20 protein-coding genes are annotated in these 25,902 nt (G+C 33.7%); 7 read left to right on the top strand and 13 right to left on the bottom strand.

Features of this window, described 5'->3' with window-relative positions; genetic code table 11:
* Positions 1-109: 109 nt before the first annotated feature.
* Positions 110-1,402 (top strand): tyrosine--tRNA ligase, encoded by a 1,293-nt coding sequence (gene tyrS / locus IQ05_RS03195; protein ID WP_144889750.1) that lies wholly within the window; start codon positions 110-112, stop codon positions 1,400-1,402.
* Positions 1,403-1,480: 78 nt separating this feature from the next.
* On the opposite strand, the gene IQ05_RS03190 is transcribed toward tyrS, so the two are convergent.
* The 5 genes from IQ05_RS03190 to IQ05_RS03170 form a co-directional block, all read right to left on the bottom strand.
* On the bottom strand, positions 1,481-2,158 hold the full coding sequence (locus tag IQ05_RS03190; protein WP_144889748.1) for a hypothetical protein: 678 nt from the start codon (positions 2,156-2,158) through the stop codon (positions 1,481-1,483).
* 21 nt (positions 2,159-2,179) lie between these two features.
* Positions 2,180-3,181, bottom strand: coding sequence for a LuxE/PaaK family acyltransferase (locus IQ05_RS03185; RefSeq protein WP_144889799.1), 1,002 nt, complete (start codon positions 3,179-3,181; stop codon positions 2,180-2,182).
* A gap of 130 nt (positions 3,182-3,311) precedes the next feature.
* Complete coding sequence (locus IQ05_RS03180; RefSeq protein WP_144889747.1) at positions 3,312-3,653, bottom strand: T9SS type A sorting domain-containing protein; 342 nt, start codon at positions 3,651-3,653, stop codon at positions 3,312-3,314.
* 103 nt (positions 3,654-3,756) lie between these two features.
* The gene (locus IQ05_RS03175) at positions 3,757-4,926 is read right to left on the bottom strand and encodes a hypothetical protein (RefSeq protein ID WP_144889745.1); all 1,170 of its coding nucleotides are present in this window, start codon (positions 4,924-4,926) and stop codon (positions 3,757-3,759) included.
* 187 nt (positions 4,927-5,113) lie between these two features.
* Positions 5,114-7,894 (bottom strand): TonB-dependent receptor, encoded by a 2,781-nt coding sequence (locus IQ05_RS03170; RefSeq protein ID WP_144889743.1) that lies wholly within the window; start codon positions 7,892-7,894, stop codon positions 5,114-5,116.
* Positions 7,895-8,069: 175 nt separating this feature from the next.
* Here IQ05_RS03170 and IQ05_RS03165 point away from each other — a divergent pair, with 175 nt between their 5' ends.
* Positions 8,070-8,753, top strand: coding sequence for a response regulator transcription factor (locus IQ05_RS03165; RefSeq protein ID WP_144889741.1), 684 nt, complete (start codon positions 8,070-8,072; stop codon positions 8,751-8,753).
* Complete coding sequence (locus tag IQ05_RS03160) at positions 8,754-9,809, top strand: sensor histidine kinase (RefSeq protein ID WP_144889739.1); 1,056 nt, start codon at positions 8,754-8,756, stop codon at positions 9,807-9,809.
* A gap of 60 nt (positions 9,810-9,869) precedes the next feature.
* Here the strand turns inward: IQ05_RS03160 and IQ05_RS03155 are convergent, their stop codons facing one another.
* The 5 genes from IQ05_RS03155 to IQ05_RS03135 form a co-directional block, all read right to left on the bottom strand.
* Positions 9,870-10,937 carry a glycosyltransferase gene (locus IQ05_RS03155; RefSeq protein WP_144889737.1) on the bottom strand — a complete coding sequence of 356 codons (1,068 nt, stop codon included), beginning with the start codon at positions 10,935-10,937 and terminating at the stop codon, positions 9,870-9,872.
* 223 nt (positions 10,938-11,160) lie between these two features.
* Positions 11,161-11,871: a hypothetical protein gene (locus IQ05_RS03150; RefSeq protein ID WP_144889736.1), complete on the bottom strand. Its 711-nt coding sequence runs from the start codon at positions 11,869-11,871 to the stop codon at positions 11,161-11,163.
* Positions 11,872-11,956: 85 nt separating this feature from the next.
* Complete coding sequence (locus IQ05_RS03145; RefSeq protein ID WP_144889734.1) at positions 11,957-15,388, bottom strand: hypothetical protein; 3,432 nt, start codon at positions 15,386-15,388, stop codon at positions 11,957-11,959.
* A 145-nt stretch (positions 15,389-15,533) separates the two neighbouring features.
* Entirely contained in the window at positions 15,534-16,790 is a 1,257-nt protein-coding gene (locus tag IQ05_RS03140) for an aspartate kinase (RefSeq protein WP_144889732.1), read from the bottom strand.
* 99 nt (positions 16,791-16,889) lie between these two features.
* The gene (locus IQ05_RS03135) at positions 16,890-17,396 is read right to left on the bottom strand and encodes a GNAT family N-acetyltransferase (protein ID WP_144889730.1); all 507 of its coding nucleotides are present in this window, start codon (positions 17,394-17,396) and stop codon (positions 16,890-16,892) included.
* Between the two features lie 256 nt (positions 17,397-17,652).
* On the opposite strand from IQ05_RS03135, the gene fbp reads away from it, so the two are divergent.
* Complete coding sequence (gene fbp, locus IQ05_RS03130; RefSeq protein ID WP_144889728.1) at positions 17,653-18,672, top strand: class 1 fructose-bisphosphatase; 1,020 nt, start codon at positions 17,653-17,655, stop codon at positions 18,670-18,672.
* A gap of 56 nt (positions 18,673-18,728) precedes the next feature.
* Here the strand turns inward: fbp and IQ05_RS03125 are convergent, their stop codons facing one another.
* The 3 genes from IQ05_RS03125 to IQ05_RS03115 all read right to left on the bottom strand — a co-directional run bounded on the left by IQ05_RS03125 (position 18,729) and on the right by IQ05_RS03115 (position 22,635).
* The gene (locus IQ05_RS03125) at positions 18,729-19,160 is read right to left on the bottom strand and encodes a tellurite resistance TerB family protein (RefSeq protein WP_144889726.1); all 432 of its coding nucleotides are present in this window, start codon (positions 19,158-19,160) and stop codon (positions 18,729-18,731) included.
* Between the two features lie 152 nt (positions 19,161-19,312).
* Complete coding sequence (locus tag IQ05_RS03120) at positions 19,313-21,085, bottom strand: cytochrome-c peroxidase (RefSeq protein WP_144889724.1); 1,773 nt, start codon at positions 21,083-21,085, stop codon at positions 19,313-19,315.
* A gap of 71 nt (positions 21,086-21,156) precedes the next feature.
* Positions 21,157-22,635, bottom strand: coding sequence for a PhoX family protein (locus IQ05_RS03115; protein ID WP_144889722.1), 1,479 nt, complete (start codon positions 22,633-22,635; stop codon positions 21,157-21,159).
* 453 nt (positions 22,636-23,088) lie between these two features.
* On the opposite strand from IQ05_RS03115, the gene IQ05_RS03110 reads away from it, so the two are divergent.
* From IQ05_RS03110 to IQ05_RS03100, 3 genes are read left to right on the top strand one after another with little or no spacing between them, the layout of a single operon-like run.
* A complete protein-coding gene (locus IQ05_RS03110; RefSeq protein ID WP_144889720.1) occupies positions 23,089-23,682 on the top strand; it encodes a HupE/UreJ family protein in 594 nt (197 codons plus the stop codon).
* A 1-nt stretch (position 23,683) separates the two neighbouring features.
* Positions 23,684-24,115, top strand: a complete 432-nt coding sequence (locus tag IQ05_RS03105; protein WP_144889718.1) for a deoxycytidylate deaminase — start codon at positions 23,684-23,686, stop codon at positions 24,113-24,115.
* Positions 24,116-25,690 carry a S41 family peptidase gene (locus IQ05_RS03100; protein ID WP_144889716.1) on the top strand — a complete coding sequence of 525 codons (1,575 nt, stop codon included), beginning with the start codon at positions 24,116-24,118 and terminating at the stop codon, positions 25,688-25,690.
* Positions 25,691-25,902 lie beyond the last annotated feature (212 nt).

The raw sequence follows: 25,902 nt of genomic DNA, 5'->3' as shown, positions 1-25,902 counted from the left end.
GGTTTAATTTAGAAATTAGTGTTGAAATTGCCATTGCCACTGAAATTCTTATCTTTGTAATCACCAAGCCATGTTGGCTGAACCGAAGAAAGTAAATTGATTAAAAAAGATGAAGAATTTTATTGAAGAAGTAACTTGGAGAGGAATGCTCCACGATGTTATGCCGGGCACAGAAGAACATTTGATAGAACAAATGCGCGTGGCATATGTGGGAATTGACCCAACTGCCGATTCATTGCATATAGGTCACCTAGTAGGAGTGATGTTGTTAAAACATTTTCAATTAGCGGGTCACAAGCCATTAGCGTTAGTAGGTGGCGCAACAGGAATGATTGGTGATCCATCCGGAAAATCGAATGAAAGAAATTTATTGGACGAACCAACATTACGTCACAATCAAGAGGCGATAAAAGGACAATTGGCTCGTTTTCTAGATTTTACTTCCGCTGCGCCAAATGCTGCTGAATTAGTAAATAATTACGACTGGATGAAGAATTTCTCTTTTTTGGATTTCATTCGTGATGTGGGTAAGCATATTACTGTCAATTATATGATGGCAAAGGATTCTGTTAAAAAACGTTTGTCATCAGAAGCTGCCGAAGGAATGTCGTTCACGGAGTTTACGTACCAATTGGTTCAAGGATACGACTTTTTGCATTTGTACAGAGAAAAAAGTTGTACGTTGCAAATGGGAGGAAGTGACCAGTGGGGAAATATTACTACAGGAACCGAATTAGTACGTAGAATTGCTAGCGGAAAAGCCTATGCTTTAACGTGTCCGTTGATTACAAAAGCGGATGGAACCAAGTTTGGAAAATCCGAAGGCGGAAATATTTGGCTAGATGCTGCTAGAACTTCTCCATATAAATTTTACCAATATTGGTTGAATACATCTGATGTGGATGCAGAGAAATACATTAAGATTTTTACTTTTTTATCGAAAGGAGATATCGAAGTTTTAACTGAAAAACATAAAGAAGCGCCACACATGCGTTTGTTACAAAAACGTTTGGCCGAAGAAATTACCGTGATGGTGCATTCAGCTGATGATTTAGAAAATGCGATAAAAGCATCTAATATTTTGTTCGGAAATTCTACTTCTGATGATCTAAAGCAATTGGATCAAGCAACATTTTTAGATGTTTTTGACGGAGTTCCTCAGGCAGAAATCAGCAGAAACGAAATCGAAGCAGGAATCAATATTGTTGACGTTTTAAACGAAAAAACAGGATTTTTAAAATCGAATGGTGAAGCAAGACGCGCTCTAACAGCTAATTCTATTTCTGTTAACCGTGAAAAAGTTACTGAAGAATTTGTGCTTTCTACCAAAGACTTAATCAACAATCAATTTGTATTGTTGCAAAGCGGAAAGAAAAATTATTTTGTAGTGAGAGTCGTTTAAGGAGACAAACAAATTATTCTCTATTCTAATTATAAAAAAATTCCCAATAACTCAATGAGTTGTTGGGAATTTTTATTTTTAATATTTAAAATTGATTTCTACTTTGTTAGTATATATCCATCCAGTAATGATTGTTGGGTCATTAAGTATGATTTTTAAATCCTCAGGGAGTAGAGTAGAGGTTAATTCTTCTTTATTGAGATACAAAAACAAATCAAGATAATGAGTGGTTTTTTGATCTAAAAAATATTCATTGTCTTCAAATTTGTGATACCGATTTTTATCCCAAGACAATGTTGCAGAAAAGTTTTTTGTTTCATTAGGTTGGAACCTAACAATACTTTCTATGATTTTTTTACTGGTTTTAATCTTTAATTCTTTTTGCTGTTTCAGTAAATAATCAGCTAAACCTTTGCGATTATTTTCTAGGTCTTGCATTATTTTTTTAAGCACTGCATCACTTTTTTTAGAATCGAATACAGTATTCGTTTCTATCATTTTTTTTTCTTGAAACAGCCTGTACGAGGGAATCCAAGACGAATTGTTGTACATGTTAGATCGTAGCTCTTTAGTATTTAAAACTAATGAAATAAGACTTTTTGCTTTGTTTTTGATGTGGTAATGTACCGTAAATATACGTTCGCTAGTAGATGTATCGTGATGTGTTATAGAATCTATTTGAACTTCTAAATCGGTGTTTTGCGCATTGGTACATAAACCAACGAGTAAAAAAAATGTCAAGAATATAGTTCGCATGCTCGCAATAAGTAATAAAGATTAAAGAACCATCAAGTTACACCCTCGAATATCTGAATTGTCAAAACGTCCCAATACTTCAAAGGAATTGTTGGGATTTTTTTTGCCCAAATCCTGAGTAGCTATAAAGGAACAAGAATTCATGTTGGCCAAATCAATCACATTGATTCCGCCTGTTTTACCGTTTGGAATATAAGTCAAAGCATCTTCGGTATCGCGAACCAGGATTTGCATCCAAGCAGGGCACTCAAATACGCCATTTCCCAAGGAGTAGGCTTGTGATAGTAATTCGGTCATGCCGTATTCTGAATGTATGGCTGAAACGCCAAAACCTTCACATAATTGATCGTGTAGCTCTTCCCGAATCATTTCCTTTCTTCGTCCTTTCATACCACCGGTTTCCATGATGATGGTAGAGCCCCCTAACCCCCAAAGAGGGAATGAAATAGATTTTGAATATTCTATCAAATCTAATAGTGCAAAAGTAACGCCAATCAGAATTACATTTTGACCAGCTTTCTCTAAAGTGATAAGTTGCGTAATCAACTCATCATGATTGTTGAGGTAAAAACCGCTTTCAGGATGATTGGAAAGTTCAATTAAATCCTTGACCATGTAAATTAAGGATGAGCCTTCTCTTTCCAGATAGGAGGGAAGCAAAGCTAAAACAACATAATCTTCAATGTTGCCATAAAATTCTGAAAATCCTTTGCGGTAGCTTTCTTCATACAATGTAACATCAGTAACAAGATGTTTGCTGGTGATCATTCCGGTTGTTCCACTGCTGGTAAAGGTTTCTTGAATTTCATGGGTATTAGAAATTACTTCATGACTCTTGAAAAACTGTATGGGCAAAAACGGAATTTGTTGTATTGATTTTACTTTATGAGGATCTGTTTTAAGAAAATTACAAAATTCCTGATATACTTTGTTGTTTTCGTATTGGTAACGAAAAACTTTTAAAGCAATTTTTTCAAATTGTTTTTGACTAGAAATAGTGAATATATCAGTGGTTGTGATCAAGAATTTTTTTTGCAAAAGTATGAAAAATTTAAAAAGGGGGTTTGTTTATATGTATGTAGAAAACGGATGCTGTTTGGTTTTAAAAAAAAAGCTCCAAAAAATGGAGCTGTAATTTTATATTTCGAATGAATTACCGAATTATTAATTTTCGAGTAGCAGAACTTTCTTTTTCATTAATTTTTATAATGTATACTCCAGAAGATAAATTAGATACATTCAGTTCTTTAGAGCTGAGCATGGTTTGCAAAACTTTTTTACCGAGTACATCAAAAATTATTATTTCTTTATCAAGGTCATTCTTAGTGGTAATGTAAACTTTACCATTACTCACAGGATTTGGGTACAAGCTCAATCCCTCAATAGTAGAGGCAGTTTCTTGTAATTTTGGTTGCTGTTTATTGTCTTGCGCATAAGTGCTTGCAGAGAATAAAAAGACCAATAAAGTAATTGTATAAAAGTAGTTTTTTGCCATCAGATTTATTTGAATAGTAAATATACAAAAATAATTCAAATAGTGTACCAAAAAAAATGCCTTTCGTTATGAAAGGCATTTTTGTATTTGTTTTAAGAAGAGATTATTTGATCAAGCTTACTCCATCAACAATTGCCCATGCTCCTGCAGTTAAAGTAGCGCCAGTAGATGTAGTACTTGTTGTGTAGTTTCCTGTAGGGAAAGCAACTGTAAAAGTAGTTCCTACCCCAGCGAACTGAGAAGTGCCATCGTTGATTTTTACATTTAATAATTTGATTTTACCACCTGTAACTTGGTTATCAAATGTTGCTTTATCTTGTATTCTCACTGCGGTAGAATTAGCAGTTGTATATCCTGAGATAACTACATTTGAATATTCACCATTTCCATCTTTTTTAAATTGGATCGCATCGTATTCAGCAGCTGAAGATCCTCCTTCAGTTACAGTACCTGCAGCTCTTGTTAATGTGATGTTGCTTACTTTTGGTCCAAAAGCATTGTTAAATGACTTAGCTTCGATTTCCATTCCGTAGTTTCCAGTTGCAACTTGGTAAGCCAACCAGTTTGTATTTGCATCACCTCTCCAGCCATCTTGCCAGTCAAAAGAATCATCAAAGTTACCGTATGAAATTAAGTTTTTAGCACTTACAGTTCCACCGTAAAATTCAAAACCATCATCAGCACCTTTGTAAGCTACTAAGTTTTCTAGCACAGTTCCTGAACCAACTGAATAGAATGAGAATCCGTTCATTTCACTAGTGTTGTCAGTTAATTTTTTTCCAGCATATTCTACTCTTACATATTTCAAAGAACCACCATTGTGAGCAGCATTTGTTCCGCCGTAAGCTAAGTTGTTTCCGTCTTCAGAAGTAGCAGTTGTTACACCATTTGCACCTACAATTGGAGCGTCTCCAAACATGATGATTCCTCCCCAAGATCCAGGAGTTTTAGAAGTTTCTGTAAATACAACTGGTAATGCAGAAGTTCCGTTTAAGAATAATTTACCACCATTTTCTACTAAAAGAGCATCAGCTGTTCCGTCAGCAATACTAGCAGTAATTGTAGAACCCGCCTCTATTGTTAAAGAACCTCCACTTTTAATTTTTACAGTTCCTTGTATAGTGTAGTTTCCTAATGGATATGTTTTTGCAGTAGTAATGTCTCCAGTTATAGTTCCAGTAGGTATTGGTTGTGTAGTGATTTCTTCATTATCCGATGAACAACTACCTAAAGACAAAGCTACGATTGATAAGCTTAATACTAATTTTTTCATTTTTTTTATTATTTTGTTGTTGTGATTATTTGATACAAATGTAGCGACGACATTGAATAAGAAAGTTAACGTAACATTATAATACTATTGCCAAAATTTGAACATTATGTAAATTTTATGTAAAGCCATTTTTTTAATTTGAGGAATTTGTATTCAAAAAAAAACTGCCTTAAAAGGCAGTTTTGAATTAAAATGTATAAGATAGATTTAGAGAAATTCCCCTACCTCTTTTAAAGCTCTCTAACAACAATGAATTTTCGTTGATAGTAAATCGGTTTTCTTTACCCAATTCCATTTTATACAATGGATTTAGTAAATTATCTACAGCAAATTTAGCATCAATATTTTTAGTTATTTTACTTGTCCAAACAAAATCTAATTTATGAAATGGCTTTTCGTAAATGTTATCCATTCCTGCAGAACCTACTGCAAAAATTCGTGGGCCATACACTCCATAAACTAAAGATATTGAGTTTTTCATAATTTCATTGAATTCAAAATCATATTTTAAATCCGAATTGATAATCCACTCAGAAGCTCCTTGCAATTTACGGCTTGGATTGTTCTCTAATGATGTGTTACCAAAGTTAACTTTTACATCGGTCTTCATTAATGATGTATTCAATCCAAATGAAAAATTAGCTAGTGTTGGAGACAATCTGTTTAATTGTAATAGCATTTCAATTTCTGCTCCATATAATAAAGCTTCTTTAGAGTTTTGGTAAGTCATTAATTGACCACTACCTCCTGCTCCTGCAATGAATATTCTTTCTATAGGGTTTTGAATTTGTTTACCAAATAGACCAACAGCAAACAATTCAGTGCTTTTTGGGAACAATTCATACTTTGCATCAAAATTGTAATTGTCGCTATTTTTTAAATTTGGATTACCTAAAAGAGATTTTCCATCTGGACTTATGTATTGAAGTGGCAATAACTCCATTGTAACTGGTCTAGTGATGGTTTTAGAACCATTAAAACGCAAATTACTATTTTCAGTAAGCTCATATTTAGCATTAACAACTGGTAAGAAATCCAATTTTTGATCATTGATGTTTTTGTATGGACCATTTATGATTTGACCTATAGATCTGAATTTGATTGTTCTATCTGAATTTTCTAAACGAACACCTGCATTAATTTCTAATTTTTCACCAAAATTATGTAAGTAATTAACATACCCAGAATTTACAATTTGGTTTAATTTTACTTTGTAATCTGCATTTGATTCCTCACGAACTGAAATAATACCGTTATTAATATCATCAACTATGAAAGAGTTAATGCTATTAACAGGAGCGGTGTAGTTTTTGTTTACCGAGCGTAATCCTGAGAAAATACGATATGTTGATCTCAAGTCATTTTCGAAAACATTATACCCTACTGTTAAACGATTTGATTTCCCGTTTTCTTTCTCATCAAATTTAAGATTGTATTCTGCCAAACCAGAGAAATAGTAATTTCCTTTGATGTCTAAGTATTGTCTATTCAAATGATTTCCACCATAAGAAGTGTTTATTTCAGTTGGAGATACTTTCTCACCAATTATAAATTTACGATCAGGTTGTTCATAACCAGTTCTCACAAATGACCCGCCTAATTTCAAAGTGTGTTTTTCGTCAGAAGTAAGTTTTACATTTCCTAACAATTGAGTGTTAATGTAATCAGATTGGTCAAATTGGTTTGTACGAATCAAAATGTTTGGGTTGCTCGCTTGATTGTTAGTGTATCCTAATTGATCGATTATTCTGCTATCTGTTGAACGCAAGTAGAAAGAGTTTAAACCAATGTCAAAACGTTTTGCTTTATAGTTGATCGCTGCCAAAGCAGATGCATTAGTTTGATAACTATAACTTTCTTTTTGTAAATTATTGTCATAATCACCTGCGCCAAGAATAAAAGTACGGTCAACTCCTTTACGTACCACATATTTATTATCTCCATTGATAGAGAAGGTGTAATTAATTTTGTTGCCATTATCTAGATTGAATTTTTCAGAATGGATAAATCCGAAACTAGTATTCAAAGGACTAGAAGTTTCATCAACGTTCCAAGTATTTTTTTTGTAAGTTGCATTGTACTCATCTGGAGTAAGTTTTTTACCTGATGGTACACTTCCAAATGCTGAACTCAATTGACGATCTTTTCCATTTAATCCAAAATAACCTTGAGAGTTGTTTGCTTCACTGTGAATCAAAAAGTCAGAACCGTTGTTTTCAGTAGTAAATCCAGCGCCTATAGAAACTTTAGTAATACTTTTAGCCTGAACGGTTTCTATATTTACAGTTGCGCCAGCAAAATCTCCAGAAATGTTTGGATTGAATGTTTTGTAAACATTTAAAACCCCTACGATATCTGTTGGGAATAAATCTAACGGGATGATTTTAGTAAAAGGGCTGTTAGACGGAGCTTGTAATTCGTTAATCAATAAATTATTGTAACGATCTTCCAAACCTCTTACGAATAAACCTCTAGATTCTACTTTTGTAATTCCGGTGATTTTAGTTAAACCTTCTTCTACATCACTTACTCCCTTACGAGCCATTTCCTGCGCCCCAATACTTTGTTTGAATACAATAGCTTTTTTTTGATCTAAAAGTATTGCTGTTTCTTTTTCTCTGTTTACGGTAGATTTTACAATAACATCTTCAAGCTTGTAACTTCCAGAACCTAGCGCTTTATTGATTGTTACTGTTTGATCTGCAACTACTGTTACAGGAACTTCTATAGATTCGTAACCCACAAAACTTAATTGTAAGGTGTAACTTCCAGGTTGGATTTTTATGGTATATTTACCATCTACGTCAGTATTGGTTCCTATCGCTGTTCCTTTGATGAGGACATTAGCAAATGGTAACGATTGATTATTAGCATCTTTGTCTGTTAACGTTCCAGTAATGGTACCTTTACTTTGTGAGTAAGAGATTGCTGTAAGTAATAACGTGAGAAATAATAACTTGAATTTCATTTTGTTTAAATTTTTTGCAAAGTAACGGTCATAATGCAAAACTTGAGTTACTCATTTGTTAACCTTATGTTGTGTTTATGTTTGCAAAATTCATCTAACATTAAATTATAGTTAACAGCTTTCGTATGCTGGTTTTATGTTTACATTTACATCTCAAAAATAATTTTTGAACCCTATGAAGAAAAAAAACACCAAGATTCTACTGGTTGATGATGAACCGGATATTATCGAGATTGTAGGATACAACCTCTCACAAGAGGGGTATCAAATTGTTACGGCTACAAATGGTAAAGAAGCAATTGCTGTGGCCAAAAAAGAAATTCCAGATTTAATTATCATGGATGTGATGATGCCAGAAATGGATGGAATGGAAGCTTGCGAAAACATTCGAAAAATACCTGAATTAAATAATGTATTAATTACTTTCTTGACTGCGCGTAGTGAAGATTACTCTCAAGTTGCTGGATTTGATGCAGGCGCAGATGACTATATTAACAAACCTATTAAGCCCAAATTGCTAGTAAGTAAGGTAAAGGCATTGTTAAGAAGGTTAAAAGAAAAAGAAGTTAATAGCGAAACTCTCAACGTGGGTGGTATTGAAATCAATAGAGAAGAGTATAAAATCGTAAAAGATAATATTGAAATTGCTCTGCCAAGAAAAGAATTTGAATTATTCTATTTATTGGCATCAAAGCCTGGCAAAGTTTTTAAAAGAGATGAAATTCTTGATAAAGTCTGGGGTAACGAAGTAGTTGTAGGAGGAAGAACTATTGACGTTCACATTAGAAAACTACGCGAAAAAATAGGCGAAGATTTATTTAAAACCATTAAAGGTGTAGGATATAAGTTTGAGGTGTAAATGACAATCAATTTTAAAAAAACATACCGTTTTGCTGTAAAGTCAGCATTGTATATTACTATATTTTCTACTATATTAGTTAGCTTTTTGACCTATCTTTTTTTTAGTTTTTCCTTTAAATTTAGTCTGCTTTTTGCATTTTCAATAGCTACTTTTTCTTTTTTAGTGATACAATATAGAGTGGAGCGTTTTATTTACAAGAAAGTAAAAAAAATATATGATGATGTTTCTTTATTAGAGTCTAGTACTTTTAGAAACCAGCCAATCACTACTGATATGGCTACGCTTACTCGTGAAGTAAAAAAGTTTGCAACAGATAAAAAACTAGAAATAGAAACCCTAAAGGTTCGTGAAGAATACCGAAGAGAATTTTTAGGTAACGTTTCTCATGAACTCAAGACTCCTTTATTTACTGTACAAGGATACTTATCTACCTTGTTAGATGGTGCGATGAACGATAAAACAATTAGAAAGAAATATCTAGAGCGTGCCGAGAAAGGTGTAGAAAGATTAATCTATATCGTACAGGATCTTGACATGATTTCAAAACTGGAAATAGGAGATTTGAATCTTGAAATGGGTGAATTTGACATTGTTAAATTGGTTCAAAATGTTTTTGACTTGCTCGAAATGAAAGCATCCAAAAAGGATATTTTACTTATGTTTGATATGCGTTATAATAGACCCATAATGGTTTATGGTGATGAAGACAAAATTCAGCAAGTGGTTATGAATCTGGTTGTGAATTCTATAAAATACGGTAAATTCAAGGGCTCAACTGAAGTAAGTATAGAGGATTTAACAGATGAAAAAGTGATTGTAAGGGTGACCGATAACGGAGAAGGAATTGAGAAAAAAAATATCCCGAGACTTTTTGAACGTTTCTATAGAGTGGATAAAAGTGGTGCAAGAACCGAGGGTGGATCTGGTCTAGGTTTGTCTATAGTAAAACACATTATAGAGGCACATGAAGAGAGAATCTATGTTGATAGTACCTATGGAGTGGGATCTGAATTTTCATTTACAATTGAAAAGGCTAAAGTTAAAGAGATATAATAAATTTCATAAATTAAAAAAAACCGACTACAATGTCGGTTTTTTTATGCAATACATTAATTAGGGGTTAAAAACTTCAAATAGAGTTGCCCATTCTATTCTGGATTCAGACCTCGGTAATCCTTTGTAATCATGAACCATTTCTAAATCACTAATTTTAAAATTATCCTGAGTTGCATAAGGGACAAGTCCTTCTTTCTTTAATTTTTTTGCTAAATATTCTTGCTCATACTGACCGGGTGTAGGAATAAAAAAAGCTTTTTTACGAAGTACGGCTAAGTCCATGATAGTGGTGTAACCAGATCTGCAAAGTACTATTTCACTTTCGTTAAAAACGTTTTCAAGTTCTACAGAATTCATGAAATTAAAGTAGGTAACATTTTCTTTTATAACTTTAGTTTGTTGTGGGGCAATATTCCCTTCAATAAAAATGGCCTTACCTTGATAATTTAAAATTTCTTTTTTCAAATAGTTTTCTAATAATCCTCGTTGTGGTTCTGGTCCTGAGAGAATGATCAATAAATCATATTTTTTGGGAACAAGTTTTTTTTGTAAACGGCTTATGGGGCCTATGTATTTTATTTTTGGATTAAGAACCTCAAGATGACCTAAATTCCCCGTAAGGTTTATTGTGCCTCCATAATCTGGAACCCAACATTGCTTATATTTATTAAAGATGTATTGGTGAATTTTACTGGTTATCCAAGTTGTGTTTCCTGTTAAAACATTTAATTGATGTGTGATATAAACAGATGGTACTTTTTTATCAAAAACTCCCAGACGATTATCCGATAGTATACCATCAATTTGATATTGTTCAATCCAGCCCCGAACAATTTTTCTTTCGGTACGGATTGCTTTTAATGTTTTCAAACTATTTTGAATTAACTTCCACTTGAAATTCTTCCCTTTTTTTGCATATTCAATTTCGTACGATGGCAGCTCTAAAGTTTGCAAATCTGGAAACTCTTTTCTAAGTAATGCTAGAGCAACTCCATCCGAAGCTATTATGGGAGTAAAATTGTTTTCTAGTAATGCCTTTATGATCGGAATACATCTAGTGGCGTGTCCTAAACCCCAATTAAGCGGTGCAATTAAGATAGTTTTAGCGCTGTTATTGTTATTCATTTCAAAATTGTATCAAATGTTTTGTAAGTGTAAGATACATTGAAACACTTCTTTTTTGTATTTGTAAAACATTACCAAACTATTAAATTATGGTAATTCGATTTACTGAGCTTTAAAACGCATCATCAAAATCATTTTAAAAATGGAGTTTAACAAATTTAAAAAGGATATAAAAAGCAAAAGCTATCCCAAGAGATAGCTTTTATTATTTTATTACTGTTGCTTATTCTTGAATATACGTTTTATTTCCGTTAGAATTGATGTAGTATTTACCACCTCTAGGACCAGTATATACTTTTTTACCATTGTATTCGCCAGTTACTTTGTCTGCAACTTTTGGAGCTTTTTCAGTGGTTTCTTTTATTTTTTTTGCTGGTTTTGTTGTTGCTGCTTTTTCTTTAGTAGCCTCAGCTTTGGCCTTAGCCTTTGAAGCTTTCTCTTTTACTGCTTCTGTTTTTTCTTTAGTAGCATCAGCTTTGGTTTTAGCTTTTGTAGCTTTCTCTTTTACTGCTTCTGTTTTTTCTTTAGTAGCATCAGCTTTGGTTTTAGCTTTAGTAGCTTTCTCTTTTACTGCTTCTGTTTTTTCTTTACTAGCGTCAGCTTTGGCTTTAGCCTTTGTGGCTTTTTCTTTTGCTGCTTCAGTTTTTTCTTTAGTAGCATCAGCTTTGGCTTTAGCCTTTGTTGCTTTCTCTTTTGCTGCTTCAGTTTTTTCTTTGGTAGCATCAGCTTTGGCTTTAGCTTTTGTAGCTTTCTCTTTTGCTGCTTCGGTTTTTTCTTTGGTAGCTTCTGCTTTGGCTTTAGCCGCCTCTTTCTTTTTAGCTTTGGCTAACTTTTCGGTGGCTGCTTTTGTTGCTTTTTTCTCAGTTGCTGTTTCTTGTGCGTAAGTACTTAAAGAGAAAATAAAGGCCATACACATCATTAATAATTTTTTCATAGGGGTTTTGTTTTTTGTTTAGTAGTATAAAAATAGCGAAAAAAATGTTTTAAAATCAATTCGTAATTCAATATCGTAAAATTGCTTAAAAATAGGCTCTTAGTTGAACGTTTCCAGTGTGTATGGCGTTGTTTTTTTCACTCTTTCGACCTTGATAATTGATGTTTATGTCTAAAAACTGAGTAATATTTTTTTGCAAAAGCAATCTCCATGTTAAGTTTTGTCCAGTTTGTAGTCCTTCAAGCATTTGAAATCCTACTGCAGAAAGTTCGTTTCCTATAAATTTATTTTGATACAATGACAATTCGCCATTCATAGTTATTTTTTTTGCTCCAGCAAATGAAAATGAAGTTCCAAAACGACTTTGAGTGAGCGTTTCCTGCTCGCCGATGGTATTTTCTTTTTTTTGCAATTCGTAAAATAAATCCCAACTTGTATTTTTCGAAAATAGATAACTAATTTTTGGTGTCCATTGGTAGCCTGAAAGATTGAAGTTTTTTTCTGGGAAATTTTCAGATTTTAAAGCAGATTGTATTGTTTTAGTAAAAACACCAAAAAGCCAATTTTTTTGGTACAAATGATTGTATTGCAACTGATGTGAATAGTTTGAAACTTCCTGTGAGCCAATGGATGATAGGTTTGTAGTTCTGCTTTCTAGATAGGAATAGGTAACGGAATGTTTTTGTTTACCTCTGTTGTAAAACAAACTATTTCTAAAATTATAGTTTAAACCTAAAACATTTTTGGTAGCATTAGAAAACGGATTTAACTCAAAATTAGCTCCGTCGTTTTTCACTTTTCGATCTAATAAAAATGTAGTTTGGTTGTAAAAATTAGAGAGAAATTTTCTAACTCCTTTATTGTTTTGCCAAATTGTAGGGTTCCACGTAAGGGATTGAGAAAATTTATTTTGATGGGTTTTTATGAAAATGCGGTTAGGTAAAAACACTCTTATAAACTGTGCTTGATCAACAAAAGGCGCCACTTCAAATTCCTGTAGCTCTTGAATACCATTATTATTGTAATCGTTCCAGGTGTAAACTCCTTGTCCTGCCGCTACCTCTAAGTAGGTGAATTCTTGTTGCGGAATCGTACCAGAATTAGTCTCAAATACAGTGTTGCTCACCAATAATTGTTTCAAAAACCGATCGGTGTAAATAATCCTTGAGTTGAGTGTAGATTCTTTTTTTTGTGTATTTGCTTCAAAGTCTAACACTCTATATTGGGACACAATTGACAAGTCACTTTTTGCGGTTTGAATTAGTTTTGTTTTAAGAGCAAAGGTTTGAGAGGTATTTACTCTTTGAATCAAGTTGTTCTGTAAACTGTCATTGCTACGCTTCAAATAGCCTAGCTCTACAAAAACTTTGGTACTATCACCTCGACCGGCAAAAAATCCGTATTCTTTAAATTTTTGGCTCAAGGCCGAAAACTGAAGTCTATTCGTGTCTTTTTCCTTATTGTCTTCTGTTCGAAGGGTTGTGGCTATCCAGTTTTTTTTGCGATCATAACGCATTTGGAATTGATTTCTAAAAAATTCAGATTGAGCAGTATTCGACTCACTTTTAAGATAGCTTCCCCTATTTTTAAAACTCCATTTTTTTAGTTGGAACGCACTATTTACAACATGTTTTCCTCCTGAAAAACTGTCTGAAAAATCTAGTTTCTCGTATTGGTATACAAAAAAACCTTTTTTTGAAGTCTCTTTTTTGGTGTTGAGATTCAGTTTAAAACCGCTTATAAGTAAACTTTGATTTCCAGTTCTATTAGTTCCAATATTCCAGTCTCTATCAAATTCAATGTTGTAAATACGTTCCACAGATTTAAAATTACGCTGTATAAATTGATAGTTTGCAAAAACATCCATTTGCCATTTTTTAGAAAAAAGCCGTTGTTGTCCGTTTATCTTTCCTGCAACTCCTTTATTATCGTTGTCTTGTAGCGTTGAAAATAAATTTTTATCGGTATTACTTACCCCCATTTCTACTGCAATCGTTGTTTTATCACTAGGGTTGAATTCACTTATAAATGTGGCTACTTGTGTTTTTGTTGGAGCAATAAGCTGAATGGTAGGTTCGTAATCACCTTGTGGGATTCCGTTTATTGGGGCTACATATTCAAACACACGGGTGATGGTGGCGGTATTTACAACTATATAATTTCCGTTGTTTGGGCCAACTTGTGTAAAACGGACATTAAATAATTCTTGCTGATCCTCATTTGAATATTCAAAGAAAGTGACTCCATTTGCAATTACTTTTTTATAGAGCACTTTATTTTCATCAAAGGTATCAGCATACTCAGATGGTGCTATCATCAATTGAGGGTTGTCACCTGCTTGAGTTAAAATTTGCGCTTGTTCTCGAGTAAGGTTTTGTTGTAAGGGTTGGTTTTTCAAATCATTCTCCGAGTACAAATAGCCTTTTAAACGCCATTTTTTATTCTCGTGTGTTGCCCCTGCATAGGTTACAAATCGGGTGTAGTTTTGATCAGAGTATTGATATTCAACAGCAATTCTCATTTCAGAGGTTATGGTGAACAAGGGTGTAAATACAATCTCTCCCGCATTATAATCAATGGTGTAGTCATTATTCTCACCTCGTTTTAATAAAGTATCATTTACATATACGCGCTCCGATCCAGAAACCACGAGTACATATAACTCTCCGTTTTGTCCTTTTAATTTATATGGACCTTGGTTACCCTCTTGTCCTATAATGTCACTTTTTGCATATTGTCCTCGCACTAATGCTGCTGATGCAAAGAGATCGGTTTTGTGATTTTTATTTCCAAACTGGATTTTTGTAGAAAGTCCTTGCACTTTTTTATTAAAGTTTAGGAATTGGGTGTTTTTGTTTTCCAAAAAAATATCACCCGCTCTAATGTTCCAATCTTTGCTATACAATTCCATGAAAACATTATCAAACTGATCTAATTTTTGAGAATACCCACCGTCTTGAAGCGGAATATTACTATCTTGAATGGAGGCTCTCAAGCTTACTTTGTCGGATATTTTGCCTGTTATTTGTAAGTCAAGGTTTGATCCAAAAACGGCATTTTGATTGTTTCCGATGGTAATTCCTCGGGTAATACTCCCAGAAGTATTTAGTCCATCAAAAGGAACTGTCTTGTTATTGTTTTTTTTATCTATGGTGTATAAGGTTCCCTGTAACGCCGTATTGCTCACAATTTTATTCGAATCAAATACTTGGTATACCTTAGTGAGTATCTCGGGAAATTTTAAATACTGCACGGTCAAGGAATCCCGCTCTATTAGCAAAGGGGATTTCAATAGTAAAATTCCTTTTGTGAAATTAATTTCAAAAAAAGTGCTGTCTATTTTTTTACCATTGGCGTCAAGCAGTTTAAAAAAGTGCGGGTTAAGACTTTCTTTTTCAATATAAAGAGTATCCTGAGTTCTAGCTATTTTTTTTGTTTTGTACAAGGAGTTGATTTCCTGCGCCTGTAGACCAGAAAAGAAAATCAAAAGAAAAAAAAACAAGATTTTTTTTAGCATAAATACTATAACTCACAGGAATCAAAAGTAGTATTTATAATTTGATAATAAGTATTCAAAAAAACGGGTAGTATGCAGTGGTATTATCCTGCTACACCTAAATAAAAAGGGAAGTAAATGAATGTTATTTCCCTTTTTTCTATTCTTAAACTTCTTTAGTCACCACTTGCATGGTCTCGCGGCTTACTTGTTTGAGTAAAACAATTTTGTTTTCTTCAACTGTTTTTGCAGCAGTATCATTAAAATGTCTGATGGTGTACAAGGTTACATTTTGCTCGTAATCTACTTTGAATTTTTTTGATAAAATGGCATTGAGCGCATTAAAATTATCAAATTTATCTTCAACACATACAGAGAAACTGATAGCCGAGTTTTGGATTAAATTTACTTTTATTTTGAATTGATGAAATAATGCAAAAATCTCGCTGATGTTTTCCTCCATTATAAAAGAGAAATCTATAGAAGAAAGCGAAATTAATAATTGGTTTCTTTTTACAATAAAACAAGGTAAATACGGCTCCAGATCTACTCCTTTTGAAACACTAGTCCCTTTTAGTAATGGGTTTATAAATGATTTTACAAATAAAGGAATTTCCTTTTTTTGTAAAGGTTGTAACGTTTTTGGGTGAATCACGGTAGCGCCATAAAACGCAAGTTCAATAGCTTCTCGATATGAAATTTGGTTTAACAAACTAGCATTCTCAAAATATCTTGGGTCAGCATTCATAACTCCAGGAACGTCTTTCCAGATGGTTACGCTTTCGGCATTTAGGCAATACGCAAAAATGGCAGCAGTATAATCAGATCCCTCACGGCCCAGTGTTGTTGTAAAATTATTGGGGTCAGATCCCAAGAAACCTTGTGTAATATTCAGGATTTGTCGTTTTACATTTTTGGCAATATTAGCTTGTGTCAAGTCCCAATCTACCTCGGCATCTCGATACGTAGCATCAGTTTTTACAAAATTACGAACATCTAGCCATTGTGTTTGAATACCCATAAAATTCATGAAATGACTCAGAATGGTGGTCGATATCAATTCGCCAAAGCTTACAATCTGGTCGTAAACAAAATTGTAATTAGGAGATTTGTTATGCGCCAAAAAATATTCTAAATCACTAAATTGTGCATTTACGGCAGCAAATACTTCGTTTTTTTCATCTTCAAACAAATCGATTAAGATTTGATTGTGGTATTTTTTTACTTCTTGAACGGATGAATTTAATTCAGTTGATTTGTCAAAATAATTTTTTATGACAAGTTCTAATGCATTAGTAGTTTTGCCCATAGCTGAAACTACCAGTAATACATCCTCATAACCCACTGTTTGTAAAACGCTGTACACGTTTTTGATTCCTGCTGCATCTTTTACTGATGCACCTCCAAATTTGAATACTCTCATATTTTCTTAAATCACAATTTTTAAATTCTAAATTGAAATCAGAATTCTATTTATCTTTAATTTTTTAATTTCCTATTTGTGTCTCTGAATTTGGACGCTTTATTTCAATTTGTCAGATACAAATTGATGTATTCCTAATTCGTCCATTTGCACTACATGCCAATCGCGTAATACTTTGGCTCCTGATTTTTCGTAGAAATCAATTGCAGGCGTATTCCAGTCCAGAACATTCCATTCTACTCTTCGAACCTGGTCTTTCTTACCTTGCTTTAAAATTTCAGAATATAAGGCATAACCTAATCCTGTTCCTCGCATGCTTTCTTTTACTACTAAATCCTCTAAGTGAATGGTTTTACCTTTCCAAGTTGAATACCGATAGTACCACAAGGCGATACCGACAATTTGCTTATCTGAAGTACTTTCTGGAGAGTCTGAATCAATCTCTGCTACAAAAACATGAAACAGTGGGACAGCTCCAAAACCATCTCGTACTAAATCTTCAACGGTAATAAGAACTGCATCTGGTTCTTTTTCAAACAATGCTAGTTCTTTGATTAAACCTAAAACGGAAGGCATATCTGCCGGAGTACCTTTTCTTATTATCATGGCGTAGTTGTATCTGTAAATGATTGGATTATCTAACGGGCAATTGTCAATTTCTTGTTTTTAAAATCTTACAAAGATTCTGCTATACAATTTTTAATTTAATTGTTTAAAATCACAATTAAATAAACTTTAAACCTAAAAATTTACAGTTTATTTAGCAAATATACAATAGTGGTAAACTAAGTTCATATTATTGAAATCATTTTCACAAAAAAAACGATATTTGTGACTTCAAAATAACTACAACGATTTCGAAATGGAAGAACGCAACAAGACTTTAGGAGAATTTATTATAGAGAATCAAAATGCTTTTCAATATTCGTCTGGTGAATTATCCCGAATTATTAACTCGATTAGGCTTGCCGCCAAAGTAGTAAACTATAAGGTAAACAAAGCCGGATTAGTTGATATCGTGGGTGCTGCAGGCGAGCAAAATATACAAGGAGAAGACCAACAAAAATTGGATGTTTATGCCAATGAAGTTTTTATTCAAACCTTAATTAACCGTGAAATTGTCTGTGGTATTGCCTCTGAAGAGAACGATGATTTCATCACTGTTGAAGGTAGTGATAACAGTCACAACAATAAATATGTGGTATTGATGGATCCTCTTGATGGATCTTCTAATATTGATGTAAACGTATCTGTGGGTACTATATTCTCAGTGTATAGAAGAATAACACCAATAGGAACTCCAGTTACAATGGAGGATTTCTTGCAGCCAGGAATCAATCAAGTAGCTGCAGGGTATGTTATTTATGGAACATCAACCATGCTAGTGTACACAACGGGGCATGGTGTAAATGGGTTTACATTGAATCCTGCTATTGGGACTTTCTATTTATCGCACCCTAATATGAAGTTTGCAAAAGACGGTCATATTTATTCTATCAATGAAGGGAACTACATTCATTTTCCACAAGGGGTTAAAGATTACATCAAATACTGTCAGACAGAAGAGGAAGATAGACCGTATACTTCTAGATATATAGGTAGCTTAGTTTCGGATATTCATAGAAATATTATCAAAGGAGGAATTTATATCTACCCAACTAGTTCAAAAGCACCTAATGGTAAATTACGTTTATTATATGAATGTAATCCTATGGCGTTTATTGTGGAGCAAGCTGGAGGTAAAGCTTCAGATGGTTTTGGAAGCATCATGGAAATTACTCCAACCGAATTACATCAGCGTGTTCCTTTCTTTTGCGGAAGCTATAACATGGTTGAAAAAGCCGAAGAGTTCATGCATAATGCAAAGTTAAGCAAATACTAAAAAGCAAAAAGCTTCCAGGATTACTGGAAGCTTTTTTATTTAAATACAGCTGTAATTTATTTGTGCATATTTTGCATTTCCTCAAGGAAAGTGTCAGAGTCTACCTCTTTGTCAACAAGTTTTAAGGCTTTGTCAACGATGTAATTTACATTATCAGTATTGAACCCTAAAGCTACACCTATTTTTCTCAACAACATTTCTTGTTGATCTCCTAAATGATGATCTACGTGAACGATTCGTGCTAAATCATACAAACGCTCTAATCTTTGCTCGTGTAAATACGGTGGATTGATAGGGTAATTCAAAGGATTTTCTAAAATTTCCTCATACTCCACTGCTGATATTTCTAAGCGAAGTGCTAGTTTGTCTAAAAATGCTTTTTCTTCTGGTGAAAATTTCCCATCAGTAAGTGCAACTCTAACAATTGAGGCGAAGTGACCTTTGTTTCTTAGCTTAAATTCGCTATCAAATAAATCTGAAAATGACATAGTTATTGATTTTATATCCTACAAAGATAAATCTATTTTTAAATTAATTATTTTAATTTTTGTTTAATTTTTTTCGAATGCTAGAGTCAATTGCGCTTGTTTTCAGGTAAAAGCGCTAGGCTACTAGTGACCTAAAAATGTGTTTGTATAGCTTATTTAGCATCTGAAAGTGTTTTCATAAAGGCAACTAATGCTTTTTGCTCTGCCAAAGTCAAGTTGAGTTTGTCTGTGGGTAAGGTTTGATTTTCTACAGTGATGCCATTTCCTACTCCGCCACCTTCATTGTAGAAAACAACAACTTCCTCCAACGTTTTAAAAACACCATTATGCATGTACGGACCTGTTTGTGCAATGTTTCGGAGCGTTGGTGTTTTAAAGGCATGTTTCAGCTGTGCCATTTTGTATTGTGTAAATCGACCTAAGTCTTGATCTATGATTTTTCCATTCTTGATTTGAGGTGTTCCTATAACTTCTTGCTCTGTTTTTTTGTAAATAGGAGGTACTGTGCCGTTAAATAACGGGACGAAATGACAAGTCGCACATTTGCCTTTTCCTGCAAAGAGATTAAATCCTAGTTTTTCCTCATACGAAAAAGTATTTGAAGTGCCCGAAAAGTAATTATCAAACCTAGAGTTGAATTTATTTAAAGAACGAACATAACTCGCTATTGCGTTTTGCAATTGCCATTCTTCTAGTTTAATAGTATTAGGAAAAGCTTTTTTGATCAATTTTTTATATCCTGTATTGCTTTGAATTCGAGTTAAATTTTCTTTTAAGTTCCCGTGCATTTCATCTTTGTTTTGAATGACATCTAAACTTTGTTTCTCTAAATCTGTTTGACGCATATCCCAAAATTGCGCATTTTGAAGTCCGGCGTAGGTTAATGTAGGTGTGTTTCTCAGTAGTTGACTTCCGTTTAATGACAAGTTGGTTTTTAGTCCGTCAGTAAAAGCCAATTCCGGATTGTGACATGTGGCGCAATTGCGTCTTCCATCTTTGGAAAGGGACGAATCGTAAAATAATTTTTTGCCAAGATCAGCTTTTGCTTTGGAATACGCATATTCTTTTGACGGAATAAAAGCGTTTACATTAAAGGTGTTTTTTTCAAAAAGCGATTTTGCATCTGGATTGATGGCATTTGTCTTTGCAACGTTTTTAATACGGTTGTCTTGTTGAAATTGAACTAGCTTTTGAGATATTGGATTTAAATATTTTTTAATAAAGGTAGCGCGATCAAAGGAGTTGAAATTGGTGTTCGCATCACAAAAGGTGCTGGCTTGGTCTATCAAATCAAAAAGTAAGACTTTTGTTTTTGAATTATTGGTATTCAATTTTTCAAGTACAACTTTTAAGGAAGATAAACTCGCTTTAGCTTCAGGGATGGATTGATTGGCAATTGGCGAATCAAAACCGGTGATGCCAAGAGTTAAAATTCGGTACACTTCCATTTTGCTGGCATCAATAACATAATCAGGGCTGATAGTGATTACTGATAAATGCTCTTTGACTTGTGCAATTAAACCTTTTAAAACGGCAATTTCTCTATTTAAAGTATTGGAATTACTGGCAACGTATTGCGGGTAAATAAGTTCTTCAATGACTTGAAAGCCACTTGGGGATAAGAACTTGTTTTCTTCTACTTCTAATTCATCAAGTGCTGGCCCATTGATAAATCGTGCAGGATCTGGTGTAAAGTATTCGATAGCCCATTCTATTTTTTTATATGCAATGCGGCTTGTTTCAAATGATTTTTGTAATTGTTTTTGATTTGGATTTTCGGTAGCTACTTTTTCAAAAGCAAGTATTTCTTGATTTAGTTCCTCTAAATTAGACAACAGGTCTTCTTGAATTGTCAAACTAGTGTATTGTTTTTGACAAGAAAAAAATAGTAGGAATAGGGGCAGTAGTTTTAATAGCGGTTTCATGTTGTGAATTGTATTAAATGCAAAAACAACCCAAAATTTTGGGTTGTTTTTTATATCAATAGTTGAGGTAATTATCTTTGTACGTTTCGGATGATTAGGGTTTGACCACCTTCTTTGTTTGTATTTAATCCACTACCATCAGCATTTAAAAAAGCATCTTTTTGCCATGTATGTGGATGTATGTTTACAATAAATGTATTCGGAACACCAATTACATCTGAAATGTCTTCCATTGCGCCATATTCCCAACTTCCAAAACGCATTTCATTAGCTTGGTTGTAAGCTGTATTCCAGGCAGCATCAGTTCTTTTGTGATTCATTGTCAACCAAGGTTTGTTCACTTTTGAAGCAATGTTGTATTGCCAGATATAAGAATCATGTTTTGCGGCAGTGTAGAATGAATCTCCATCTTCTTGAGTGTATACAAAGTTTTCGGTAACACATAAGTTATCCGGATTGATAATCCCAGTTCCTGGAGTAGAATCGCCTTCAATAACTAATTCTAATTTTCCAATAAGTGGGTTGGCATCATTTAATACTAATTTATACACACGTCCCCACATGGTATAACCCGCTACAGGAGCGTTTGAACTTGCTTGTCCCGTTGCGGTAAAGTACAATTCTCTATTGTTTTTTGCAGATCCTTTTCTGTAATCTACATCTTCAACTCTAGAAAAACGGATGGCTCCTAATTCATTAACTGTTGTGTTGATTACCGCACCCGTTAAGTTTTTAGCATTTGGAATTTCTACAAAAGATACATCAAATGAGGTTCCTACATTCATGCTAGTCTCTACTTGGTTTCCATCGTTTCTTTTTAAGGCGTATAATTTTCCGTTGTTTAAATCTCCAACAGTTGAACTCATATACATAATTACTTGGCCAGCACTTGCGTGAGAAGTTGAATACGATTGATCTTCTCCAATAACAATCACGGTTTTCCCGGGGTAAGCATCCTTAGGTAGCGGAACAGCATTTTCCATACTTGCTTTTCCTAAAGCTGGTAAAACTCGGTCGGTTCTATTTTTCATACTTGTAAGTCCTAATGGGTCAATACCATGAACCATACTTTCTTCACCACTTTCTCCAGCAGTTAAAAATAAAGGTCCAAATCCATGGATTGCTGGTGAAGCTAAAGTTGCTGAACATAATCGGGTTAATCCGCCCACTGCATCAACAATATAGTCTCCTTTTACAGGCTTAAGAGTTTTGTCTAAATATACTCTTGATACAGATTTTAAAATTTCATGATTAGTGATCATAATGTAACCATCGCTTGCAGGATCTTTCATTAATCCAGCACCATCAGGTTGAGCACCATAAACAAAAGCTGGTGATTGTGCCAATACATCTGAACTACTTAATAAAGAAGTTATCTGTAAGTTTTCAAAGCCTTCTTTTGCTACCGCCAATGCTGGAACTGTAGAAACATTTGAAAAATTAATGGCTGTGTTTACGCTAGGAGTTTCATTTTTGTCGTCTTGACAGCCTACTACTGCAGCTAACAAAACCGATGATAATGCTATTTTTTTTAAATAATGCTGATTCATGATAATTGTGTTTAGTTTGTTTGAATGCAAAACTATCGCAAGAAACTGAATCTTAGTTTAGGTCAATATTGTTGATTCATCAATAAAATGTTACTCCAAGATTAACACATCGTAAACCTGTTAATTTAAGGTAAAATTAAGATTGCTCACATGATTTGTAAGATTTATATATTTCAATAGTAGTATTTCAAACTTGTGATTTAGTGTGTGAGGTTTTTATCCTTTTTTTCTTTTGTTGCCAAGGTAGAATGTGATGTAAGTAAACCATGATGATAGTACAGGAGTTATGAGTATTGCTTTTAAGGGTGTCCTTATGACCTGAGTTGCTTTGCTATATTCGTTTTTCAAGGAATTGTGCGTATGGTTTTCATCGAATTTATTAGATATTCTAAGGAAGGATTTTCAAAATTTATCGTAAGTTTACAACCCTTTTAGCAACTTAAATTAGTAGTGATGCAAGAATTTTGGATTTATTTTCAAATAGGATTAAAACACGTTTTAGACATTCATGCTTATGATCATGTTTTGTTTTTAATAGCTTTGGCGGTGCCATATTCGTTTAAAGATTGGAAACGAATTGTCTTGTTAGTCACGCTCTTTACCATTGGTCATACGATGGCTTTAATGCTTTCTGTTTTTGGAATAATAGCTATAAAAGTCAATGTGGTTGAGCTTTTAATCCCAATCACAATTTTGGTTACCGCATTATTCAATCTGTTTACAGCTGGTAAGTCAAGTAAAAAAGAAAGTATAAACCTAATATTTTTTATCACGCTTTTCTTTGGAATTATTCATGGTCTGGGGTTTTCTAACTATTTCAAATCTATTTTAGGTGGCGATGCTGCCTCAAAAATGTTGCCTTTGGCCGAGTTTGCTTTAGGAATTGAGGCCGCTCAAATTACAGTGGTTTTTGTGGTATTAATTCTCTCTTATATTGTGCAAACTATTTTTAGATTCTCTAAACGAGATTGGACACTGGTAATGTCCTCTTTTATTATTGGAGTTGTTATCCCGTTGATTGTTGATAGTGAAATTTGGAACCGATAAAATGAGTGAAAAAAAATTAAATAAATACGACAAAGCCTATTTGCGAATTGCAAAAGAATGGAGTTTACTATCCTATTGCCAACGAAAAAAAGTAGGAGCCATCATTGTGCGGGATCGAATGATCATTTCTGACGGATACAATGGTACGCCAAGTGGTTTTGATAATTGCTGTGAAGATGATGAAGGACTTACACGCTGGGATGTTTTGCATGCCGAGGCTAATGCGATATTAAAAGTAGCGCGTTCTACGCAATCATGTGAGGGAGCTACATTGTATATCACCCTTTCTCCATGCAAAGAATGCAGTAAGTTAATTCACCAGTCGGGTATAAAAAGAGTTGTATATCATTCTGGTTATCGTGATGATTCTGGAATTCAGTTTTTAATAAAAGCAGGCGTAGAGGTGGAACACATACCAATAATGGAAGAATAAATGAAATTCAACACAAAATATTTGCCTCTTATTATATTTGCTACACTAGCTATTGGTGTGTTGCTGGGCGGATTATTGAATTTCTCCAATGCATCCGGTCTCATTGGACAAAATAATGCCAAAAACAAACTAAATAAACTCATTGATTTTATTGATGATGAATATGTTGATGCTGTAAATACAGATTCTATAGTGAATCTTACCGTTGATAATATTCTCGTACAACTGGATCCGCATTCTGTTTACATTTCGCCTAGTGACCAGCAAGAAGTGGTTGAAAGTATGCAAGGAAATTTTGTGGGAATAGGAGTGAATTTTTACATGTTTAAGGATTCTGTCGCAGTAATAAAACCGGTTGAAAATGGTCCTTCGGCAAAAGCTGGAATTCAAGCAGGAGACAGAATTTTATACGCTGGAAAGACAAAGCTTTATGGTAGAAAACTTCCTTCTGATAGCTTGTTTTCTCAACTCAAAGGAACAGTTGGTTCCTCTGTAGAGCTCATCGTTTATAGAAAAAGCACCAAACAAAAACTAAAATTTAAAATAAAAAGAGATGTAATTCCTTTAAACAGTATTGATGTGGCTATGCTAATCAATCCTACTACAGGGTACATTAAAATAAATAGATTTTCAGAGACCACTTATGATGAATTTATGAAAGGTCTAGGAAAACTCAAAAAACAAGGAGCAAAGTCCTTAGTTATTGACGTTCGGGATAATGGAGGCGGTTATATGGAAGAGGCGATTGCGATAACGGATGAATTGCTATCTGACAAGCAACTTATTGTTTTCACCAAAAATAAAAACGGAAAAGTTACCAAAACTTTTGCAACAGCAAACGGTCAATTTGAAAAAGGAAAATTAACTATTCTTATCAATGAAAATAGCGCATCGGCTAGTGAAATTCTTGCTGGTGCTATTCAAGACAACGATAGAGGTAGTATCGTGGGTCGACGTTCTTTTGGGAAAGGTCTAGTGCAGCGAGAAATGCCTTTTGCAGATGGGTCATCGGTGCGTCTTACTATAGCGCGCTACTACACTCCTTCGGGACGATCCATTCAAAAACCGTATACAAAAGGTAAAGAGGAATATTTTAAAGAGTCAGAAACCCGTTTTGAAAATGGAGAGTTGTATGATAAAGACAGTATTAAAATAGCAGATACTCTAAAATACAAAACTAAAAAAGGAAGGATAGTATATGGCGGTGGCGGTATTGTTCCTGATGTTTTTGTGCCTATTGAGGTAGAACATAGCAGTCAAAGTACAGGGTATTTACTGCAGTCTGGCATCGTGGGGAATTATGTTTTTGAGGATTTAGACGCTCATAAAAAAGAGTTCAAAGATCTTGCTTATAAATCGCTACAAGAAAAAATTAGCACTTCGGATTATTATTATAATAAGTTTCAAAAATTCATTCTTGATAACGGTCTCGATATTCAATTTTCTAAAAGCAAATCCCTAGTTAAAAGATTTCTTACTGCAGAGTACGCAAGACAATTGTTTGGAGAGAACAAATATTATGAAGTTATTCTTAAAGAAGATTCTATGCTTAAAGAAGCATTAAAATTAAAATGATTTAAAACTAGTAGTGTTTTAAATGAAAATCCTACTTACAAGCTGTATTAAGATAAGGTTGGTTTTATTACTCCTTTAATTTGTAATCGAATTATAATCAAATCGACTGTAAATTAATTTAAATAATTGGAGATTTAGGTTTGATTATAGGAGAACCTAAAAGGAAATGAGAAATTTCTTTATCCAAAAAAAGGATGTGCTAAAAATCAAGC

Origin of the sequence: Flavobacterium tiangeerense (genome assembly GCF_007830355.1) — a bacterium.
Taxonomy (GTDB): domain Bacteria; phylum Bacteroidota; class Bacteroidia; order Flavobacteriales; family Flavobacteriaceae; genus Flavobacterium; species Flavobacterium tiangeerense.
The sequence above is the reverse complement of the archived record's forward strand: the minus strand, read 5'-3'. Positions and strand labels throughout refer to the sequence as shown.

What these genes read in the sequence shown, in the direction of transcription:
- IQ05_RS03165 (WP_144889741.1), top strand. Translation starts at nt 8,070, where the DNA reads ATGAAGAAAAAAAACACCAAGATTCTACTGGTTGATGATGAACCGGAT.
- IQ05_RS03190 (WP_144889748.1), bottom strand. Translation starts at nt 2,158, where the DNA reads ATGCGAACTATATTCTTGACATTTTTTTTACTCGTTGGTTTATGTACC.
- IQ05_RS03120 (WP_144889724.1), bottom strand. Translation starts at nt 21,085, where the DNA reads ATGAAACCGCTATTAAAACTACTGCCCCTATTCCTACTATTTTTTTCT.
- IQ05_RS03125 (WP_144889726.1), bottom strand. Translation starts at nt 19,160, where the DNA reads ATGTCATTTTCAGATTTATTTGATAGCGAATTTAAGCTAAGAAACAAA.
- IQ05_RS03115 (WP_144889722.1), bottom strand. Translation starts at nt 22,635, where the DNA reads ATGAATCAGCATTATTTAAAAAAAATAGCATTATCATCGGTTTTGTTA.
- IQ05_RS03170 (WP_144889743.1), bottom strand. Translation starts at nt 7,894, where the DNA reads ATGAAATTCAAGTTATTATTTCTCACGTTATTACTTACAGCAATCTCT.
- IQ05_RS03105 (WP_144889718.1), top strand. Translation starts at nt 23,684, where the DNA reads ATGAGTGAAAAAAAATTAAATAAATACGACAAAGCCTATTTGCGAATT.
- IQ05_RS03150 (WP_144889736.1), bottom strand. Translation starts at nt 11,871, where the DNA reads ATGAAAAAATTATTAATGATGTGTATGGCCTTTATTTTCTCTTTAAGT.
- fbp (WP_144889728.1), top strand. Translation starts at nt 17,653, where the DNA reads ATGGAAGAACGCAACAAGACTTTAGGAGAATTTATTATAGAGAATCAA.
- IQ05_RS03100 (WP_144889716.1), top strand. Translation starts at nt 24,116, where the DNA reads ATGAAATTCAACACAAAATATTTGCCTCTTATTATATTTGCTACACTA.
- IQ05_RS03155 (WP_144889737.1), bottom strand. Translation starts at nt 10,937, where the DNA reads ATGAATAACAATAACAGCGCTAAAACTATCTTAATTGCACCGCTTAAT.
- tyrS (WP_144889750.1), top strand. Translation starts at nt 110, where the DNA reads ATGAAGAATTTTATTGAAGAAGTAACTTGGAGAGGAATGCTCCACGAT.
- IQ05_RS03160 (WP_144889739.1), top strand. Translation starts at nt 8,754, where the DNA reads ATGACAATCAATTTTAAAAAAACATACCGTTTTGCTGTAAAGTCAGCA.
- IQ05_RS03110 (WP_144889720.1), top strand. Translation starts at nt 23,089, where the DNA reads ATGCAAGAATTTTGGATTTATTTTCAAATAGGATTAAAACACGTTTTA.
- IQ05_RS03135 (WP_144889730.1), bottom strand. Translation starts at nt 17,396, where the DNA reads ATGATAATAAGAAAAGGTACTCCGGCAGATATGCCTTCCGTTTTAGGT.
- IQ05_RS03140 (WP_144889732.1), bottom strand. Translation starts at nt 16,790, where the DNA reads ATGAGAGTATTCAAATTTGGAGGTGCATCAGTAAAAGATGCAGCAGGA.
- IQ05_RS03180 (WP_144889747.1), bottom strand. Translation starts at nt 3,653, where the DNA reads ATGGCAAAAAACTACTTTTATACAATTACTTTATTGGTCTTTTTATTC.
- IQ05_RS03175 (WP_144889745.1), bottom strand. Translation starts at nt 4,926, where the DNA reads ATGAAAAAATTAGTATTAAGCTTATCAATCGTAGCTTTGTCTTTAGGT.
- IQ05_RS03145 (WP_144889734.1), bottom strand. Translation starts at nt 15,388, where the DNA reads ATGCTAAAAAAAATCTTGTTTTTTTTTCTTTTGATTTTCTTTTCTGGT.